18 protein-coding genes are annotated in these 17,785 nt (G+C 40.1%); 8 read left to right on the top strand and 10 right to left on the bottom strand.

The window, feature by feature from the left end; all coding sequences use genetic code 11:
* Window positions 1-62 precede the first annotated feature (62 nt).
* Window positions 63-638: a YceI family protein gene (locus EGC82_RS16535; protein ID WP_124731732.1), complete on the top strand. Its 576-nt coding sequence runs from the start codon at window positions 63-65 to the stop codon at window positions 636-638.
* A gap of 88 nt (window positions 639-726) precedes the next feature.
* Here the strand turns inward: EGC82_RS16535 and EGC82_RS16530 are convergent, their stop codons facing one another.
* Both EGC82_RS16530 and mutY read right to left on the bottom strand, forming a co-directional pair.
* Complete coding sequence (locus EGC82_RS16530; protein WP_124731731.1) at window positions 727-1,005, bottom strand: oxidative damage protection protein; 279 nt, start codon at window positions 1,003-1,005, stop codon at window positions 727-729.
* Between the two features lie 34 nt (window positions 1,006-1,039).
* Entirely contained in the window at window positions 1,040-2,113 is a 1,074-nt protein-coding gene (mutY, locus tag EGC82_RS16525; RefSeq protein ID WP_124731730.1) for an A/G-specific adenine glycosylase, read from the bottom strand.
* Between the two features lie 715 nt (window positions 2,114-2,828).
* Here mutY and trmB point away from each other — a divergent pair.
* The 5 genes from trmB (at window position 2,829) to EGC82_RS16495 (ending at window position 7,239) form a co-directional block, all read left to right on the top strand.
* Complete coding sequence (trmB, locus tag EGC82_RS16515) at window positions 2,829-3,545, top strand: tRNA (guanosine(46)-N7)-methyltransferase TrmB (RefSeq protein ID WP_124731729.1); 717 nt, start codon at window positions 2,829-2,831, stop codon at window positions 3,543-3,545.
* Window positions 3,546-3,579: 34 nt separating this feature from the next.
* Window positions 3,580-3,906, top strand: coding sequence for a YggL family protein (locus tag EGC82_RS16510; protein WP_124731728.1), 327 nt, complete (start codon window positions 3,580-3,582; stop codon window positions 3,904-3,906).
* Between the two features lie 6 nt (window positions 3,907-3,912).
* Window positions 3,913-4,827, top strand: coding sequence for a glutaminase B (glsB, locus tag EGC82_RS16505; RefSeq protein ID WP_124731727.1), 915 nt, complete (start codon window positions 3,913-3,915; stop codon window positions 4,825-4,827).
* 228 nt (window positions 4,828-5,055) lie between these two features.
* Window positions 5,056-5,868 (top strand): YggN family protein, encoded by an 813-nt coding sequence (locus tag EGC82_RS16500; RefSeq protein ID WP_124731726.1) that lies wholly within the window; start codon window positions 5,056-5,058, stop codon window positions 5,866-5,868.
* Between the two features lie 429 nt (window positions 5,869-6,297).
* A complete protein-coding gene (locus tag EGC82_RS16495; RefSeq protein ID WP_124731725.1) occupies window positions 6,298-7,239 on the top strand; it encodes a LysR family transcriptional regulator in 942 nt (313 codons plus the stop codon).
* Window positions 7,240-7,887: 648 nt separating this feature from the next.
* Here EGC82_RS16495 and EGC82_RS16490 read toward each other — a convergent pair.
* From EGC82_RS16490 to EGC82_RS16455, 8 genes are all read right to left on the bottom strand, one after another.
* Complete coding sequence (locus EGC82_RS16490; protein ID WP_124731724.1) at window positions 7,888-9,744, bottom strand: DUF885 domain-containing protein; 1,857 nt, start codon at window positions 9,742-9,744, stop codon at window positions 7,888-7,890.
* Window positions 9,745-9,932: 188 nt separating this feature from the next.
* Window positions 9,933-11,072 (bottom strand): radical SAM family heme chaperone HemW, encoded by a 1,140-nt coding sequence (gene hemW, locus EGC82_RS16485; RefSeq protein ID WP_124731723.1) that lies wholly within the window; start codon window positions 11,070-11,072, stop codon window positions 9,933-9,935.
* Window positions 11,073-11,771, bottom strand: a complete 699-nt coding sequence (gene rdgB / locus EGC82_RS16480; protein ID WP_124731722.1) for an RdgB/HAM1 family non-canonical purine NTP pyrophosphatase — start codon at window positions 11,769-11,771, stop codon at window positions 11,073-11,075.
* A 288-nt stretch (window positions 11,772-12,059) separates the two neighbouring features.
* Complete coding sequence (locus tag EGC82_RS16475; protein ID WP_124731721.1) at window positions 12,060-12,521, bottom strand: DUF4426 domain-containing protein; 462 nt, start codon at window positions 12,519-12,521, stop codon at window positions 12,060-12,062.
* Between the two features lie 63 nt (window positions 12,522-12,584).
* Window positions 12,585-12,884, bottom strand: a complete 300-nt coding sequence (yggU, locus tag EGC82_RS16470) for a DUF167 family protein YggU (protein ID WP_124732681.1) — start codon at window positions 12,882-12,884, stop codon at window positions 12,585-12,587.
* 20 nt (window positions 12,885-12,904) lie between these two features.
* Window positions 12,905-13,453, bottom strand: a complete 549-nt coding sequence (locus tag EGC82_RS16465) for a YggT family protein (RefSeq protein ID WP_124731720.1) — start codon at window positions 13,451-13,453, stop codon at window positions 12,905-12,907.
* A 235-nt stretch (window positions 13,454-13,688) separates the two neighbouring features.
* Window positions 13,689-14,507 (bottom strand): pyrroline-5-carboxylate reductase, encoded by an 819-nt coding sequence (gene proC / locus EGC82_RS16460; protein ID WP_124731719.1) that lies wholly within the window; start codon window positions 14,505-14,507, stop codon window positions 13,689-13,691.
* A 254-nt stretch (window positions 14,508-14,761) separates the two neighbouring features.
* Window positions 14,762-15,448 carry a YggS family pyridoxal phosphate-dependent enzyme gene (locus EGC82_RS16455; protein WP_124731718.1) on the bottom strand — a complete coding sequence of 229 codons (687 nt, stop codon included), beginning with the start codon at window positions 15,446-15,448 and terminating at the stop codon, window positions 14,762-14,764.
* Between the two features lie 27 nt (window positions 15,449-15,475).
* Between EGC82_RS16455 and EGC82_RS16450 the strand changes: the two genes are divergently transcribed.
* Window positions 15,476-16,513 (top strand): type IV pilus twitching motility protein PilT, encoded by a 1,038-nt coding sequence (locus EGC82_RS16450; RefSeq protein WP_124731717.1) that lies wholly within the window; start codon window positions 15,476-15,478, stop codon window positions 16,511-16,513.
* Between the two features lie 11 nt (window positions 16,514-16,524).
* Window positions 16,525-17,637 carry a PilT/PilU family type 4a pilus ATPase gene (locus tag EGC82_RS16445; RefSeq protein ID WP_124731716.1) on the top strand — a complete coding sequence of 371 codons (1,113 nt, stop codon included), beginning with the start codon at window positions 16,525-16,527 and terminating at the stop codon, window positions 17,635-17,637.
* Window positions 17,638-17,785 lie beyond the last annotated feature (148 nt).

The raw sequence follows: 17,785 nt of genomic DNA, 5'->3' as shown, positions 1-17,785 counted from the left end.
AAATAAACACCCATCGACTTATTTACGATTTTACTTACTATCAATATAAAGGAATATAAATTATGAAAAAGCACCTTATTGCAGCATTAATTAGTTCTACTCTTATGTTACCCGTTGCAGCGAATGCGGCTAACTATGTTATCGACACTCAAGGTGCACATGCATCGATTCAATTCAGTGTTAATCATTTAGGTTACAGTTTTGTTGTAGGACGTTTTAATGAGTTCTCTGGCGATTTTAGCTTTGATGAAAATAAACTCGCTGATGCTAAAGTGAATGTTAAAATTAACACTAACAGTGTTGATTCTAATCATGCCGAGCGTGACAAGCATTTGCGCAGTGAAGACTTTTTAAATACCAGTAAATTTCCCGAAGCTACTTTTACATCGACATCTATTATAAATAAAGGCAATAACCAGTTTGTTATTAATGGGGACTTTACTTTAAATGGTGTGACAAAGCCGTTAAGCATTGATGCCGTTGCTATTGGTGAAGGTAAAGATCCATGGGGAGGTTATCGTGCCGGTTTTAGTGGCAAAACCACTTTTGCGATGAAAGATTTCGGTGTCAAAATGGATTTAGGTCCAGCTTCTGCTAACGTTGAATTAGCGTTGGTCGTGGAAGGCGTCAAACAATAGTCTGTTGGGTTAGTTATTAATAGCCAAAAAAAAGCCGCTAAATTAAGCGGCTTTTTTATTTAATACAGTGATTGACTATATTGCTGGGTTATTCATCTTCAGCTGGTGGTACATAGCCATCGATTTCAACGTCTTTACCTTCAAATAAAAAATTAGTCATTTGCTCTTCAAGAAACTTACGATCATCAACATTCATCATACTGAGTTTTTTCTCATTAATTAGCATGGTTTGCTTCTTTTGCCATAAGCCCCAAGCTTCTTTACTGATATTGTCGAAAATACGCTTACCTAATTCGCCAGGGTAAAGCTGAAAATCTAAGCCGTCAGCTGATTTGTTAAGATGTAGACACTGAACTGTGCGAGCCATGATGATTCCTTACTAACTTTAATTACACTAAAAATTAATGTGTCGCGAAAAGTACGGCTAAATTAGCCAAAATACGTTCTGTGGCTGCTGCCAATCCGACTTTCGCAGGTTGCTCTATGTTATACCAGAGAGCCGAGGTTTGTTCCATGATGCCGCTAGCGAGATCCGGAGATAGTTCAACTAATATCGGTTTAATATCTAAATGAAAGTGGCTGAATGTATGCCTAAACCCTGCAAGCCCTTGCTCTGATTCGGTCAAATTATGCAGGGTTAAATAGTCATCTAGTTCGACTTGGTGCTCAAATTGTGGGAAACACCATAATCCACCCCATATGCCTGCTGGTGGGCGTTGAATAAGCTGAACTTTTACAGTATTTTCGCTGCTGTTGACTAAAACGACCATAAAAGCAGATTTTTCTGGAGTGATTTTTTTAGGTTTTTTGCCTGGATATTGACTCTGATGACCGCTTTGTTGAGCCAAGCAATCTATTGCCACAGGGCAAGCTGCACAATTAGGTTTGCTGCGAGTACAAACACTTGAACCTATATCCATCATCGCTTGATTAAACTTTTCAACGTCTTTAATTGGCGTTAACGTATCCGTTAATTGCCATAACTGTTGCTCAACGTTTTTTTGTCCTGGCCAACCGGCAATCGCCCCGTGTCTGGCCAACACCCGTTTTACGTTGCCATCTAAAATAGGGTGATGTTGCCCAAGCGATAACGATAAAATTGCCCCGGCAGTCGATTTACCTATTCCAGATAAAGCAACCACATCATCAAACTGAGTCGGAAACTCACCATCGAAAGTATCGCGAATATGCTGAGCTGCTTTATGTAGATTACGTGCTCTGGCGTAATAGCCTAAGCCAGTCCATAAATGCAGCACTTCATCTTGATGTGCATTAGCGAGGTCTATGACACTAGGGAAGCGAGCCATAAATTTTTCATAGTAAGGAATCACCGTTGCCACTTGGGTTTGCTGGAGCATGATCTCCGACACCCAAACACGATAAGGCGTTTTATTGATCTGCCAAGGCAGTGATTTACGACCATGTAGGTCATACCAAGCGATGATACGCTCAGAAAATGGAGTCAGATTTTTCATGGGCGCAGTGTAGCCATAGGCATTTTATTACACAAGTAGCCACGCTATTTTAAATTAATCTTTAACACTAAATTAATCTCAGTTAGGGATAATCAATGCTTATCAATATAGACTTTTATTGGGTTAATTATGTTGTTGTAATCTGCTATTGCCGCAGTGTTTAACCCATAATTGCGCTTTATTTTAGTAGGCGAAATGACAAGTTTGCTACTAATTAAGTCAAATAATCTGATTTTGGCTTAATTATCCCATGCCTTAACTAGGGCCTGTTGATCTTTGCTGGTTGAATTTTGTTCGAGTTAAAAACGTTTTAATCGAGGCGAATGGATTGATGCCTAGTCATCTAAGCAAAATGCATTCAACAAAGAGTAAAACGTTTTTAGCCGAACCCTTCGGGCAGCGTTTGTTGGCCATTTTTACTGTGTTATCGACTTTTTATGTAGAATAACTACACCTCAAAGTCTCTGCCTTGTACAAATGGCCAACAATTCGCTGCAAAAATAACCTTGAAAGATCAACAGGCCCTAGAGTTGAAGTTAAATTAGCATAAACATGTGCAATCAGTTTAGGTATAATGCTCACAGACTTTAAAAACCATCTATTACAGATAGCAATTGCGTAATGTGCTGCTAGACGACGACTAAAATAATATTAGTCGTTTTCTATTTAGCAACTAGCTATAAGCACAAGTAAGTACGCAGACAATGAGGCAAAGATGAGCGACGTTACCACAGCTGAATTTAACGAAGACGGTAAGTATATTCGTAAAATCAGAAGTTTTGTTTTACGTGAAGGCCGATTAACCAAAGGTCAATCTCAAGCCATTGAGGCACATTGGCCAGCAATGGGACTTGATTACACCCCACAAGCGTTAGACTTAAACCAAGTGTTTGGTCGCGATGCTAATACCGTTTTAGAAATCGGTTTTGGTATGGGGGCATCATTAGTGCAAATGGCCCAAGCTGCTCCAGAGCAAAACTTTATTGGAATAGAAGTTCATAAGCCAGGTATTGGCGCGTGTTTAGGGGATGCTGGAGAAGCTCAAGTCACTAATTTACGTGTGTATCATCATGATGCTATGGAAGTGTTAGAGCACAGTATTGCCGATGGTTCACTGGAACGCGTGCAATTATTTTTCCCAGATCCTTGGCATAAAAAACGTCATCACAAGCGCCGGATCGTACAAGCTGAATTTGTGCAACTAATCCGTCGTAAACTTAACATCGGTGGTGTATTTCATATGGCCACTGATTGGGAAAATTACAGTGAGCATATGTTAGACATAATGAATGCAGCTGAAGGTTATAAAAATCAATCAACAACTGGTACAGTTGTTGAACGTCCAGACCATCGTCCGCTTACAAAATTTGAAGCAAGAGGCCACAGACTCGGTCATGGCGTATGGGATATCATGTTTGAGCGTACCGCTTAATCACACTTCACTTTAAGCAATCGGAGAATACACCATGGCGCAAAATCGTAGCCGTCGTTTACGTAAAAAATTACGAGTTGATGAATTTCAAGAATTAGGTTTTGAAATTAACTGGACTTTTGATGAGTCTGTTTCAGAACAAGATATCGATAGTTTAGTTGATCAGTTTCTTGTTGAAGTCATTGAACCTCGTCAACTAGGTTTCCACGGTGGTGGGCATAAGCAATGGGAAGGTATTATTGCTACCCAAGCAATCGGTAAATGTACTGATGAAGATACCGCCGCAGTGAGTGCGTTCTGGAAAGACAAGCCTGTTTCAAATCTTGAAGTCAGTGATTTGTACGATATTTGGTGGGGTTAAGCCAAATTGCCAGAGCAATTATTACTTCAACAAGCTGTAGATAAAGTAAGATCGCTTCTGGGTAAAGGCAAGGTGGCAGGATACATTCCTGCTCTTGCCTGTATTGACCCAAGCAAAATAGGTATTGCAGTTACCACTATAGATGGTCAAACAATTGGTGCGGGTGATTATCTCGACCCTTTTTCAATTCAAAGTATTTCTAAAGTTTTTAGTCTTACTCTTGCACTTAATTTATACACAGAAGATGAAATCTGGAGTCGGGTGGGCAAAGAACCCTCAGGACATTCATTTAACTCGCTGGTACAAGTCGAATTAGAGCGTGGTAAACCACGAAATCCATTTATTAATGCTGGTGCGCTAGTTATTGCTGATTTGTTACAAGCACGTCTTGGAGCACCTAAGCATCGTATGCTCGAGGTCGTACGACAATTGAGCCAAAATACGACAATATCTTATGACAAAGTGGTCGCAGATTCTGAGTATCAGTTCAGTGCACGTAATGCCTCTATTGCCTATCTAATGAAGTCATTTGGTAATTTTAATGGCGATGTTGATACAGTACTTAAAAGCTATTTTCATTATTGTGCTTTAAAAATGAATTGTGCTGATTTGTCGCGGGCAATGTTTTATTTGGCTAACCGCGGTAAAACGCTTGATGGCGACAGCCTTGTTTCTCCTGTTCAAACGCGGCAGTTAAACGCATTATTGGCGACATCGGGGTTATACGATGGTGCTGGTGAATTTGCTTACCGAGTCGGTATGCCGGGTAAAAGTGGCGTAGGCGGCGGTATTATTGCCGTTATACCTGGCGATATGTCTATTTGCGTGTGGTCTCCAGAGCTTGATGTTAATGGTAACTCACTCGCTGGTACTGCGATGCTTGAGCACCTCAGTCAGCAGCTTGGTCGATCTATTTTTTAACTTTTTACCCGCTAAATTAATTATTATTGGTATTCGCAAAATAGACTACTTTTTGGTTTATTTTACGAATACACTTTCGCTATTATTTACTCATCGACTTATCTAGCATCTCATATTAAATTTAAATAGCTATGAATCAATTGGTTATGATTTTGGCATGACTTGTGCTTTATTAAATCTATATCCGCCCCTAATTATTGATATTTGTATAACAAAAGGATTTTTCTCATGACCAAACAGAAGTTGATTTGTGGTTTAGCGTTAACCAGCATGTTATTTACTGCTGGAGCGCTGACTCCCGCCATGGCAAAAATGTCAATTAATGATGAGAAGTGTAACGTAACCCTAAACTATGACGTGACCGTTGAACCCACTAGCTTACAAGTTAGCGATAATGGAGCTGAAAAGTATCGTGTCGAGTTAGGCCAGTTATATGTTGATGGTAAAAAAGTCACTCTTAATGATAACCAACAAAAATTACTTACCCAATATTCAGAAGAGCTGTCTCGCCAAGTACCTGATGTAATTGACCTCGTTGGTGATGTTGTTTCTGTTGCTACCCAAGCTGTTAATATGGCATTAACGCCTATTTTTGGGGAGGCAGCGGGTGCTCAGATTGATAAACTAATGGTCGGGATCCAGAAACGTGTTGATACCATGGCATATCAACAAGGCGATAAGTTTTATCTTGGTTCGACAGAAACATCAATAGAACAAGCTTTCAACCATGAGTTTGAACAAGAAATGGAACAAATGGTCACCAATTCAATGGGATCATTAATGATGACATTAGGTAGCCAAATAATGTCTTCTGAGGGAGGAACATTTGAACAGAAAATGAATACTTTTTCACAAAAAATGGACAATGTTGGAGCTGATATTGAAAAGCAACTTGAATCGCAATCAAAAGGCCTCGAACAACGAGCAAATAAGGTTTGTGACAATTTTGAAGAGTTACTCGTGTTAGAGAGCAGAACGCGCCAAGCCATACCTGAACTTGCACCTTATACTTTAGCTAAGCTAGGCGATATAAAAGAGTAAACGAGCTTGTAAATAATTTTGTTCAACCTGTCTTCCCGGACACCTGACTTTCCCCTGTGCTCTTATTAAGACACAGGGGCTTTTTTTTGTGGCTATTTTAACGATTATGCCGCTATAGCTGGTGTTGCTTTGTTCTGATAAAGAAATTGTCAATTATAAATATAGAACCATATTGGCTTTTTTTGCTATACTCTCATCAATTATAACAAAATTACACTCTACTTTAGATGTGGTTATATGTCAGAATCTTCATTTGTTGGTGTCGATTTACAGTATTAGTTTATTTTAGTGCTCATTTAGCATCAAAAATAACATCAAAATAATAATACTGAACGTTGATATTGGTGCTTAGCCAGGTTTAGTTGCCAGCAATTGCTAACAGATATCTGAAGTCTTTATTAATGTCGTAACCAGCTTAAGGCGCCTTTCATGTTAGAACTGTTAGAACCTATCGCAATTTTTACTCATGTTGCACGTGCAGGAAGTTTTAGTGCTGCAGCCAGACGTCTTGGCATTTCTAAATCTAAAGTAAGTACTCAAGTTGCAGACCTTGAACATAAACTTGGCGTACAGCTAATTCAGCGTACTACACGCAGTTTAAGTCTTACCGAAGCTGGCAATTTATTGTATCTACAAGGTGAAGAGCTACTTCGTGATGCAGAGCAGGCAGTATCGAGCGTTCATAATTTAAATGATGCCACTCGTGGTGTGTTGAAAGTGGGTATTTCGCAATCTTTTGGCACTATGCATATTATCCCCGCTTTGCCAGCATTCATGGCCAGACATCCAGATCTTGAACTGCAAGTCAGTTTGCTTGATCACAAAGTTGATGTTGTTAGCGAAGGCTTAGATTTGTTGTTAACCATGTCAGAGCAATTGCCGCTTGGTATGGTGGCAAGACCCTTAATGAAATGTAATTTTTTGTTAGTTGCCTCACCGGGTTATATTGCTCAACATGGCAATATTAGTCGTCCTGAACAGTTGGTTGAACACAATTGTTTGGTGTATCAAGGTGAATGGCACGAGCACAGTATGTGGCAATTTAAAAAGGGCGAAGATTATTGTGAGATTGGCGTATCAGGCAATTTCCGTGTTGATAATGCGCCAGCATTGAAATCTGCTGCTGTGAGTGGTTTAGGTATTGTGTATTTAGCCAGTTACTTAATGGAAGATGAAATTGCTCAAGGGACATTGGTACCTTTATTACCTGATTGGCAATTGACCCACAACCTTCCATTGCAAGCAGTGTATCCTCGTCGTAAACACTTAGCTCCAAAAGTAAGTGCGTTTATTGATTTTATTAAAACGCACATTAGTAGCCCACCTTATTGGGATGCTAAATTTGACCATTTATATAAACTTCGTAAATAATTCAACTGCGGATAATAAACGCTTATCAAGCAATCCTTTGTGCCAGTAATTGAGTGGTATTGACTGACAATAGATTAGCTATTAATTGTCAATAGGTATTGCTAGCAAAATAGATGGTAAGTTTGATACTGAAAATGCAAAATAAAGAGTTTTATATTCATTTTTTGGTTCTTTTATCCTGAGTTAATGTTAATAAAAATGGAAACATTGTTTCTATTTAAAAACAAAGCCGCAAGTCATCTTGCGGCTTTATTTTAATCTGAATTTTATCAATTACTTAAGCTGTTACTTGATTAGTTGATTAGTAACCTACTAATCAAGAGGTTAGTGATTTACATTTGTTAAGTAGTTGAAGTCTGTTCTGATATCAATACAATGGTTGGTAGTTGATTCGAAATGATTTGAAGCATGCGTTTTTCTGAGAAATGACCCCTTTTCAATCAAGCGTACAAATCTGCAAGGTAGCACGTTTTGGATCAGAGCTGGCAATGGTTTTCGAACTAGAACAATGCCAGCCTTAAAACCATCATCCTAGTTTATTTGGTTTACCCCAGACTTTGTTCTGGGGTTATTTTTTTGTGGTAATGATCAACGTAAAACGGCAACCTTAGGTTGCCGTTTTACGTTAGAACATAGTTAGCTGTTAACTTACAGTAAGTTAACTTGTTTAATCCATTTAGTTACTTGCTCTTCAAGTATGTCTAATGGCAACGGACCATTTTTCAATATTAAAGTGTGAAACTCGCGGATATCAAACTTTGAGCCTAACTCTTTTTTTGCTTGTTCACGTAGCTGTAATATTTTAATCATACCCACTTTGTAAGCGGTAGCTTGTGATGGCATAACAATATGGCGTTCGACCATTTTAATTGCATCAGATTCAGCATTTGGGGTGTTATCAACATAATAGGCAATGCTCTGTTCACGAGTCCACTTCTTAGCGTGTATGCCAGTATCAACCACTAAACGGCATGCTCGCCATAGCTCCATTGATAAACGGCCAAAGTCAGAGTATGGGTCGGCATATAAGCCCATTTCCTTAGGGAAGTATTCAGAATAAAGTCCCCAACCTTCTATATAAGCAGTGTAACCGCCAAATTTTCTAAATTTTGGAATACCTTGTAATTCTTGTGCTATCGCGATTTGCATGTGATGGCCAGGGATCCCTTCATGATAAGCAAGTGCTTCCATTTGATACTTTGGCATCGCCTTCATTTTGTATAAATTAGCGTAATAGGTACCTGGGCGAGAGCCATCTGGTGCAGGTTGATCGTAAAAGGCTTTTCCTGCAGACTTCTCTCTAAATGCCTCTACTTTTTGTACTACCAAAGCCGCTTTAGGTTTAATGGTAAAGACTTCATCTAATCGAGACTCCATAGTATCGATTAGAGACTTTGCTTGCGTGATATAGGCCGCTTTACCTTCGTTGGTGTCAGGATAGTAAAATTGTTTGTCATCGCGCATGAAAACAAAAAACTCTTTCAAGCTACCGGCAAACTGTACTTTTTTCATAATGACGCGCATTTCATCATGAATACGCTTAACTTCAGTTAAACCGAGTTCATGGATAGTGTTTGCGCTCATGTCAGTAGTGGTTGTACGGGCGAGGGCGTTATTATAAAACGCTTCTCCGTCTGGTAGTTTCCAGGCGCCATCTTTAGTATCTGCACGTGCTTCAAGTGACTTGGTATAAGTGATTAATTGCTCATAAGCAGGCTTCACGTTAGTTAACAAAGCTTGTTTAACATCATTTAATAAAGCTTGTTTTTTGTCATCGCTAATATCGAGCTTATTTATTTTACGTGTTGCATCAGCCCATAGCGCACTGTCTTTTCCTGTCTCGGTAAAAGGAGCACCACTAATAATATTTTTACTGTCTGAAATCACATAAGGGAACACAAATTTCGGCGCGATGATGTGTTTTTTAGCTCTAATTTCTAATGACGTTTCGAGTTGTGAAAATAATGTCGGTACCGCGTTTAAACGGCTGATATAGGCTTTTGCATCACTTTCATCGGTTATCTGGTGTTGATTGATAAGAAATGAAGCCACGATAGAATGAACGCCGTACATTTGATTTATCGGGTAAGTGTGATAACGCCATTTATCATCGCTAATTGTATGCTCTAAACTGGCTTTCAATAGCTCAAAACTTAATGCAGCTTGTTGATCGAGCTTAGTTTCATCAAGTTGAGTGAGCCTTATAAGCTGCTTTTTAATACGGGCTAAGTCAGCATCCGCAGCAGCATCTGTTAAGTCATTCCACTTGCCATAATCTTGTTTAATACCAAGGTAAGTTTGGTTAATTGGATTTGCCATCACATTTTCCATAAAAATGGCTTCAAACAACGCGTTGGCTTTTTCTGTTTCGGTTTGTTGGTTAGATGTTGCTGTACTTTCTTGAGGACTCAATTGTGGCATGTTGTGTAAATTAGCAATAGCCGATGCACTTAATAAGCTCGATAACGCAACAGCAACCAGAGTTATTTTTGTTTTAATAGACATTAATATCTTCCCAAAGTACCTAAGTTATAGGAGCACATCCTAATCAAGCTTTGTCTAAAAGTGTCAATATAAATGTTAGAAAGTGTGTATTTTTGGTAAGTGAAATGTATTTTTTTATAAGGGGAATAATTAAGAGTCGACTCGCAGTTACCTGTTTATAACGCTAAACCGCGAGTCATATTGGCGGATTAAATAAATTGAGACAGTAAGTCATTTACAAACATATGGCCTTTAGATGTTAATTGCCAATGTGTTGTGGTCTCGGTTAATAGGCCTCGTTCAATTGATTTCTGCATGCCTGCCTTGACTACTTCTGCAGGTTGACCGGTGCGTTGCTCAAACTCGGTTTTAGGAATTGGAGTCATCAATCTAAGACGGTTCATTAAGTATTCTAATGGGCGATCTTCTTCAACTACATCTGTGGTTTCAAAAGTATATTTTTCTGCCGCGAGATAGCCTTTAGGGTGCTTGATTTTAACTGTACGCACAATTTGATTTGAGTCGGGCAGGGTAATTTTACCATGGGCTCCGCAACCAATACCAAGGTAGTCACCAAATTGCCAATAATTAAGATTATGACGGCACTGATATCCTGGTTTAGCATAGGCGGAGATCTCGTATTGCTCGTAACCTAAAGCGGCTAAGCGTTGTTGACCTTGTTCATAAATTTGCCACAGATTCTCATCGTCTGGTAATTGTGGTGGTTTTGAATGAAATAAGGTATTAGGTTCAATGGTGAGTTGATACCAAGATAAATGTGGAGGGGCTAATGCGGTTGCGGTATCAATATCGTGCATGGCTTCATCAAAGCTTTGGTTCGGTAAACCATGCATTAAGTCGAGATTAAAACTTAAATAGTCAGCTTGTTTAGCTTTTTGCGCTGCCACTTTAGCTTCATCCTCATTATGGATCCGTCCTAGCAGGTTCAGTTTTTCTTTTGAGAAGCTTTGTACCCCAATGGATAGTCTTGTCACACCCGCCGCGCGGTAAGCACTAAAGTCATCATGCTCTAATGTGCCAGGATTGGCTTCCATGGTGATTTCTATATCATCTTCAAAAGGGATTAATGCTTGTGCACCTTCAAGTATGCGTTGGATTTGGCTAGCGTCAAATAACGATGGTGTACCACCACCGATAAAAATAGTATGGATCTTTCGACCCTGAACATAAGCCAGGTCTTGTTTTAAATCGTCTAATAACGCATCAACATATTGTTGTTGAGGTAACTCACCATTTTGGCCGTGGGAGTTAAAATCACAATAAGGGCATTTTTGTACACACCAAGGGATATGGATATACAAACTAAGTGGTGGCAATTGCAATGTCATTTATTGATGATCATCCGTAGTGTTGTTTGATGTAATGTTTGATGTAATGTTTGATGTAATGATGCCTTGAGCTTTCATTGCACTTACTAGCAGTTCAAGTGCTTTGCCCCGATGACTATGGGCATTTTTCTGATCGCCAGTTAATTCAGCGGCCGAGCAGTCAAAGCCTTGCGGGATAAAAATAGGATCATAACCATGGCCTTTATCGCCTTGAGGAGCATGGTTTATGGTGCCTTCCCATGAGGCCTGGCAAATAATAGGCGTCGGATCTTTTGCATGGCGCATGTACACCAATACACATTGAAAGCGGGCACTACGAAGTTTTTCGCCCTGAAGAGCATCCAATAGTTTTAGGTAGTTGCTGGTTTCAGTGGCCCCAGCGCCAGAATATCGTGCGGAATATATGCCTGGTTGACCTTGTAGTGCATCGACTTCAATACCAGAATCATCTGCAATAGCAGCTTTACCGGTAATTTCTGCAGCATGACGCGCTTTAATGATGGCATTCTCAACAAACGTGGTGCCTGTTTCTGCAACCTCGGAAACATTAAATTTATTCTGTGGTAATACTTCAATATTAAATGCTGTTAGCATTTGATCAAATTCGGCAAGTTTGCCTTTGTTGCCACTGGCAAGAACAATTTGTTGTTTGGCTAAGGTATGCATAAGTTTTTTAGATGAGGGTAAATTTGCCGTCATTATACGCTAACTACCCCGCGATAGGCTACGGCGGTAACTAGGCCGCTTCGCTTCTAGGGCGCTTCGCTTCTAGGACGTGACTTCGTCACTGCTAAGATCCTAGGCCGCTACACGGATAGTGCGCTCCGCTTCTAGGGCGTGACTTCGTCACTGCTAAGAACAGCTTCGCTGTTAAAATTGAGTTGCTGGGCGACTAGGCTGTTGATTCTATAGAATCTAGCCGCGAAGCGTCCTAGCAGCGCAGCGCTCTAGGCTCGATATCGCTCGATACCGCTTGTTATCGATGATTTAATCTACATAAAACTTCTGTTTGAACTTCAAAGAAGTATTTAATTGTTTGCCGTATTTAATGGCAATCGTAAAATTAACCTCTTGATCGTCTCTGTAAGGTACTTCTGCGATGTAATAGATGGAGTGTCCTTCTCGGATCTCTTTAAAATCAAGTGTGATGCGGGCATCTATTAAGTTGTTGGCGATACCCGATATTTCAACGGGAACAGCCGGGTGTCCATCTTGGCTAGTATTTAGCACGGTAATATTAACTAAGCCATTATAACTACTGCGTTCTATGCCATAGGTTTTCGCAATTTCAGGGGTAATAAAGGTGCTGCTGAGTGCCATATAATGAATATCGAAATTACCGACTTGTTGTTTTTGTTCTGCGTGAGCATTGCCGATACTGCTAATTGTGATGAGAGATAGCAATAGTATTGGTAAAAGTGGCCGAGATAAACGCAATGATTGAAACATAATCTTGTCCTTAGGATCTTGAGCAGTAAGGTTATTATAGATGAGTGAGCTTTAAAAGTACGCTTATAGCAGTGCCGCTATCTCTGGTGGAATAACTCGAGGTTGGCATATTTTAATTTGTTTATGCCGACCTTGTTCACCTTTAATAATATGCACCTGACTTTTAGGTACTTTACAGGCTTTTGCAAGATACTTAGATAAATAAGCATTTGCCTTACCGTCAATCGGTGGTGCTGTTATGGCTATTTTTAATTCGTTACCGTGCAAGCCGATAATTTGATCGCGGCTGGCTTTGGGTTGTATATAGACGATGAGCAGTAAGTCACCTTGCTGCTCATCGTTGATATAGCTAACGGCATTCATCATGTAATGATGCCCGCTAACTAAATAATCGCCCAAAAAGGAATGTATTGCGCGCACAACATATTGATGAAGTTCATCGCAATAAATACTACTAATACCGATAAATCTAAGCCACCAATTGCAGGCAATATTTTACGTACAGGCGCTAAAATAGGTTCTGTTAATTGAGTCATTACCATCACTATTGGGTTGTAGCCTTGATTGAACCAACTTAATACTGCGCGAATAAGTAACATCCAAAAAAGTAATACACCCGCTTGTTTTATTACTGAAATAACCGAGAATAATAACAAGGTAACGATGTCTACAGTGGCATTGGTCATGAAAGTAAGTACTAACATTTTTACTAATACTACTATTAATGCCAGTAGCATTGATGAAGTATCTATTCGTCCTATTGAAGGTAATAGTCGACGCATTGGTGCGATAATAGGTTGTGTCGCTTTAACCACAAATTGGCTAAATGGATTGTAAAAATCCGCTCTTGCAAGCTGTAGCCAAAAACGAAGAATGACGATCATTAGGTACAAGTCAAACAGCGTGTTGACTAAAAAACTCATTGCATTCATAGGTTTTGCCTTACGTTTATGTAATTTAGTGCTAGTAATTTAGTGTTTAATTTTATGCCATTAGGCACTTTAATTAGTACAATAATCAGTGTGTAAATTAACAATTTTTTTTGTTAATTAAGCGACAATATAAGCGATTATTACTCAGGTTTGATGCATGCCAGCTTAGTATTATGTAAGCAATTTTACACCAACGAAGTTAATCTTAAATTAAATAATCATTCATTTAATACCGTTAAAATGTTTTAGCCATCTCTTGGGCGCGAGCAACGCAGTTTGTCATGGCTTTGTCGACCAATTCAACTAAACCGCCTTGTTGAAAAGTCTCAACGGCTCTGGCTGTGGTACCACCTTTTGACATAACATTTTGACGTAACTCTGTAACCGATAATTGCTGGTTTTGAATGACCATCTGCGCGGCGCCTAAAGCAGCTTGTTCAGCCAATAGCCTTGCTTTGTCTTCTGCCATACCCATTTTGACCCCTGAAGCGATCATCGATTCGATAAACAAGAAGAAATAGGCAGGAGAGCTACCAGCAAGTGCGATAACTTGATCTAATTCTGACTCATTATCAACCCAAGCTACTTTGCCGCCACTTTGCATTAACGTTGCACAAATAGCTTTGTGTTCAGCTGAAATACTGTCATCAGCATATATACCTGTCATACCGTAACCAATTTGAGTCGGAGTATTTGGCATAGTGCGGATAAGTTTGATGGGTTGTTTAAAATAAACTTGATAACGAGACGCTGGAATACCTGCAGCGATAGTAATGATTAACTTATCGGTTAAGTCTAGTGAGCTTAAGTCTTCGCAAACGGCCGCCATTAATTGAGGCTTTACACTTAGCACGATGACATCGGCAGCTTGTGCAGCAGCATTATTATCGTGGGAAACTTGAATCGAAAAATCTTGCTGCAATGCATCCAACTTACCCTTGCTTGGATTGGTTGCATGAATAAGATCACCAGGATAGCCATGTTTAACTAAGCCACTAATAATGCTACGCGTCATATTGCCCGCACCGATAAAACATACTTTTGCTTGAGTCATTAAGTCTGTATCCAATAAATAAGTGAATTTATGTTCAGTTGCCGTGTATGTTACCTAATTCAGTACTAGGACGCTACGCTTCTAGGTTCTAGGTTCGCTACGCTGCTAGGGCGGACTTTGTCCTGCTAGGATCGCTACGCTGTTAGGGCGGACTTTGTCCTGCTAGGATCGCTTCGCTGCTTGATTTAGTCACTTCGCGAGTAGGCTGTTGATTTTATAGCGTCCTAGTAGCGCAGCGCTCTAGGCTGTTGATTTTATCTTTCACCAAAGATCGCACTGCCGATGCGTACCATGGTCGAGCCGTTGGCAATAGCAATGTCCATGTCACCACTCATTCCCATAGATAGCGTATCTACGCTAGGATATTGTTGCTTGAGTTGATCAAACAGTTGTTTTAATTGGGCAAACTCTTGTTGTTGGAGTTGAGTGTCATCGGTCGCGGTTGGAATAGCCATTAATCCGCGTAATTTAAGATGAGGTAAAGTTGCGATAGTAAGTGCTAACGCTGCCACATCGGTAGCATTAACGCCCGATTTAGAGTCTTCTTGGCTAATATTGACTTGAATACATACGTTTAATGGCGCTTTGTTACTCGGGCGTTGCTCGTGTAAACGTTGGGCAATTTTATCGCGGCTTAGGGTATGCATCCAATCAAAATACTCAGCAACAATTTTGGTTTTATTGGATTGTAGCGGGCCGATAAAATGCCATTCAATATCTGAATAATCTGCCTGTAAGGCAATAATTTTAGTTTCACCTTCCTGGACATAGTTTTCGCCAAATTGACGTTGGCCCGCTTTATAAGCGGCAATGATGTCACTGATAGGTTTAGTTTTACTCACCGCCAGTAGGCTTATTTCACCAGATGAGCGTGAACAATTTTGCGCCGCTTGATTAATTCTACTCTGGGCGATTGATATTCTGTCTGCTATTGTTGTCATAATGTTGGTTAAATGGATGTCTCTACAATGGAAATCACTGAATTACTCGCTTTTAGTGTAAAACACAAAGCGTCAGATCTGCATCTTTCAGCAGGCGTTTCTCCTATGATCCGCGTTGATGGTGAGGTAAGAAAAATTAATTTACCTGCGTTAGATCATCAAGCCGTTCATAGTCTTGTCTATGACATCATGAATGATAAACAACGTAAAGACTATGAAGAACATCTAGAAATAGATTTTTCATTCGAAGTACCTAACTTAGCCCGCTTTCGTGTTAACGCATTCAATCAGTCGCGTGGCGCAGGTGCCGTCTTTCGTACCATTCCGTCTGAAATTTTGTCGCTTGAGCAACTTGGTGCACCAGATATTTTTAAGAAAATTGCCAGTTATCCACGTGGGTTAGTGCTAGTAACAGGCCCTACGGGTTCAGGTAAGTCGACTACCTTGGCAGCCATGGTTGATTACGTTAATGAAAACCGACATGACCATATTTTAACCATTGAAGACCCAATCGAATTCGTTCACCAAAACAAACAATGCTTAATTAATCAACGTGAAGTTCACAAACATACCCATAGCTTTAATGCGGCATTAAGAAGTGCATTACGTGAAGACCCGGATGTCATTCTTGTGGGTGAAATGCGCGATCTTGAAACGATTCGCTTAGCCATGACGGCCGCAGAAACGGGTCACTTAGTTTTTGGTACCTTGCATACCACCTCAGCAGCAAAAACCATTGACCGTGTGGTCGATGTATTCCCAGAAGGTGAAAAGAGTATGGTACGCACCATGTTGTCAGAATCACTTCAAGCGGTTATTTCGCAAACATTAATCAAGAAAATTGGTGGTGGCCGAGTGGCGGCTCATGAAATTATGATGGGAACGCCAGCGATCCGAAATCTTATTCGTGAAGATAAAGTCGCACAAATGTACTCTGCTATCCAAACGGGCATGTCCCATGGAATGCAAACTCTTGATCAGTGCCTACAAACGTTAGTTAATCGTGGCTTGATTACCCGTGAAGATGCAATGCAGAAAAGTTCGAATAAACAAGCTAATTTCTAAGGAACTGGATCATGGATGTTCGTCCATTTTTAAATATCATGGTTGAGAAAAAGGCGTCAGATTTATTTATTACCGCCGGTTTTCCACCCAGTGCCAAAATTGACGGTGAGTTACGTCAATTATCTGAAGAGCGATTAACGCCAGAGCAGTCGCTGGTGTTTGTTGAGTCGTTGATGAGTGATATTCAAAAGAAAGAATTTCACGAAACTAGCGAATGTAACTTTGCTTTTGCGGCAAAAGATTTAGGTCGTTTCCGGGTGAGTGCTTTTTGGCAACGTGAATCAGCCGGTTGCGTAATGCGCCGTATTGAAACCCAAATTCCTGAAGTTGATGACTTAAAACTACCGGCTATTTTAAAAGACTTAGTCATGAGTAAGCGCGGCCTTATCATTATGGTTGGGGGCACAGGTACCGGTAAGTCAACTTCATTAGCTGCGCTGGTGGGCTATCGAAATGCTCATTCTCGCGGTCATATTTTAACCATTGAAGACCCAGTTGAATTTGTCCATAATCATCGAAAAAGTATAATTACTCAACGTGAAGTCGGTATTGATACTGACTCGTTTGGGGCAGCGCTTAAAAGCTCACTGCGTCAAGCTCCAGATGTGATTTTGATTGGTGAAATCCGCACACAGGAGACGATGGAGTTTGCATTGTCGTTTGCCGAAACAGGTCATTTATGTATGGCGACATTGCATGCCAACAACGCCAACCAAGCACTCGATCGTATTATGCATTTAGTGCCAGAAAGTAAGCACAATCAATTATTATTTGATTTGTCATTAAATTTACGTGGCATTGTGGCACAACAGTTAATTCCTAAGTCAGACGGAACTGGGCGTCGAGCCGCTATTGAAGTGTTAATTAATACCCCACGAGTCGCCAGTTTAATTGCTAAAAACGAGTTGCATTTACTTAAAGAAACCATGAGTAAGTCGCGCGAGCAAGGTATGCAGACTTTTGATCAGGCATTACTTGATTTGTATGTAGAGGGTGAAATTAGTTACGCAGATGCACTGCATCATGCCGACTCACCTAATGATTTACGTCTAATGATTAAATTACAAAATAATGAAGCAACCTCTTCAGGTACGCTGGATGGCATTACCCTTGATATGGATTAATGGACATTTTTAGCTGTAAATGAGTGCATTATCCACTTAACTGTTTGTTGTTGTAGGTCGCAAGGTACATTTTGCGGCCTTTTTTGTTATAATGGCTATTGGATTGTCATTATGGATGCCGTAATGAAAAAAGAACGTAAAATCCGCT

This window comes from Shewanella livingstonensis (assembly GCF_003855395.1).
Classification (GTDB): domain Bacteria; phylum Pseudomonadota; class Gammaproteobacteria; order Enterobacterales; family Shewanellaceae; genus Shewanella; species Shewanella livingstonensis.
The sequence above is the reverse complement of the archived record's forward strand: the minus strand, read 5'-3'. Positions and strand labels throughout refer to the sequence as shown.

Bases quoted from the DNA above. Each gene is read 5' to 3' on its own strand.
- EGC82_RS16535 (WP_124731732.1), top strand. From the start codon at position 63: ATGAAAAAGCACCTTATTGCAGCATTAATTAGTTCTACTCTTATGTTA.
- EGC82_RS16530 (WP_124731731.1), bottom strand. From the start codon at position 1,005: ATGGCTCGCACAGTTCAGTGTCTACATCTTAACAAATCAGCTGACGGC.
- mutY (WP_124731730.1), bottom strand. From the start codon at position 2,113: ATGAAAAATCTGACTCCATTTTCTGAGCGTATCATCGCTTGGTATGAC.
- trmB (WP_124731729.1), top strand. From the start codon at position 2,829: ATGAGCGACGTTACCACAGCTGAATTTAACGAAGACGGTAAGTATATT.
- EGC82_RS16510 (WP_124731728.1), top strand. From the start codon at position 3,580: ATGGCGCAAAATCGTAGCCGTCGTTTACGTAAAAAATTACGAGTTGAT.
- EGC82_RS16500 (WP_124731726.1), top strand. From the start codon at position 5,056: ATGACCAAACAGAAGTTGATTTGTGGTTTAGCGTTAACCAGCATGTTA.
- EGC82_RS16495 (WP_124731725.1), top strand. From the start codon at position 6,298: ATGTTAGAACTGTTAGAACCTATCGCAATTTTTACTCATGTTGCACGT.
- EGC82_RS16490 (WP_124731724.1), bottom strand. From the start codon at position 9,744: ATGTCTATTAAAACAAAAATAACTCTGGTTGCTGTTGCGTTATCGAGC.
- hemW (WP_124731723.1), bottom strand. From the start codon at position 11,072: ATGACATTGCAATTGCCACCACTTAGTTTGTATATCCATATCCCTTGG.
- rdgB (WP_124731722.1), bottom strand. From the start codon at position 11,771: ATGACGGCAAATTTACCCTCATCTAAAAAACTTATGCATACCTTAGCC.
- EGC82_RS16475 (WP_124731721.1), bottom strand. From the start codon at position 12,521: ATGTTTCAATCATTGCGTTTATCTCGGCCACTTTTACCAATACTATTG.
- yggU (WP_124732681.1), bottom strand. From the start codon at position 12,884: ATGAATGCCGTTAGCTATATCAACGATGAGCAGCAAGGTGACTTACTG.
- EGC82_RS16465 (WP_124731720.1), bottom strand. From the start codon at position 13,453: ATGAATGCAATGAGTTTTTTAGTCAACACGCTGTTTGACTTGTACCTA.
- proC (WP_124731719.1), bottom strand. From the start codon at position 14,507: ATGACTCAAGCAAAAGTATGTTTTATCGGTGCGGGCAATATGACGCGT.
- EGC82_RS16455 (WP_124731718.1), bottom strand. From the start codon at position 15,448: ATGACAACAATAGCAGACAGAATATCAATCGCCCAGAGTAGAATTAAT.
- EGC82_RS16450 (WP_124731717.1), top strand. From the start codon at position 15,476: ATGGAAATCACTGAATTACTCGCTTTTAGTGTAAAACACAAAGCGTCA.
- EGC82_RS16445 (WP_124731716.1), top strand. From the start codon at position 16,525: ATGGATGTTCGTCCATTTTTAAATATCATGGTTGAGAAAAAGGCGTCA.